Origin of the sequence: Pseudomonas sp. 32_A (assembly GCF_017490905.1) — a bacterium.
GTDB classification, from domain to species: Bacteria; Pseudomonadota; Gammaproteobacteria; order Pseudomonadales; family Pseudomonadaceae; genus Aquipseudomonas; species Aquipseudomonas inefficax.
This window is the reverse complement of the sequence record NZ_JAFGYI010000519.1, coordinates 1-237: the sequence shown is the minus strand read 5'-3', so window position 1 is coordinate 237 and position 237 is coordinate 1. Positions and strand designations below refer to the sequence as shown.

The following is a 237-nucleotide window of genomic DNA, read 5'->3' as shown; positions in this document are numbered from 1 at the left end:
ACAACACGTTGACCAGCACCAGCAACGCCAGCACCCCCAGGAAACCGATCACCGTAGCCTTGCCCACATCCGACCGGCGCTCGGCACGCCCGGAATACACACTGGCGCCTTCGATGCCGATGAACACCCAAACGGTGACCAGCATCATGTTGCGCACCTGGTTCATCACGCTGCCAAGTTCTGGCGTGCCCACCGCCCAGATGTCGGCGGTGAAGATGTCGAGCTTGAAGGCGAACA

The 237-nt window shown here is 61.2% G+C and carries 1 protein-coding gene; it reads right to left on the bottom strand.

All coding sequences use genetic code 11. The features are described from left to right. Positions 1-237 (bottom strand): amino acid permease (locus J5M58_RS27660; RefSeq protein ID WP_207880723.1); only part of this gene is annotated, 237 nt, incomplete at both ends.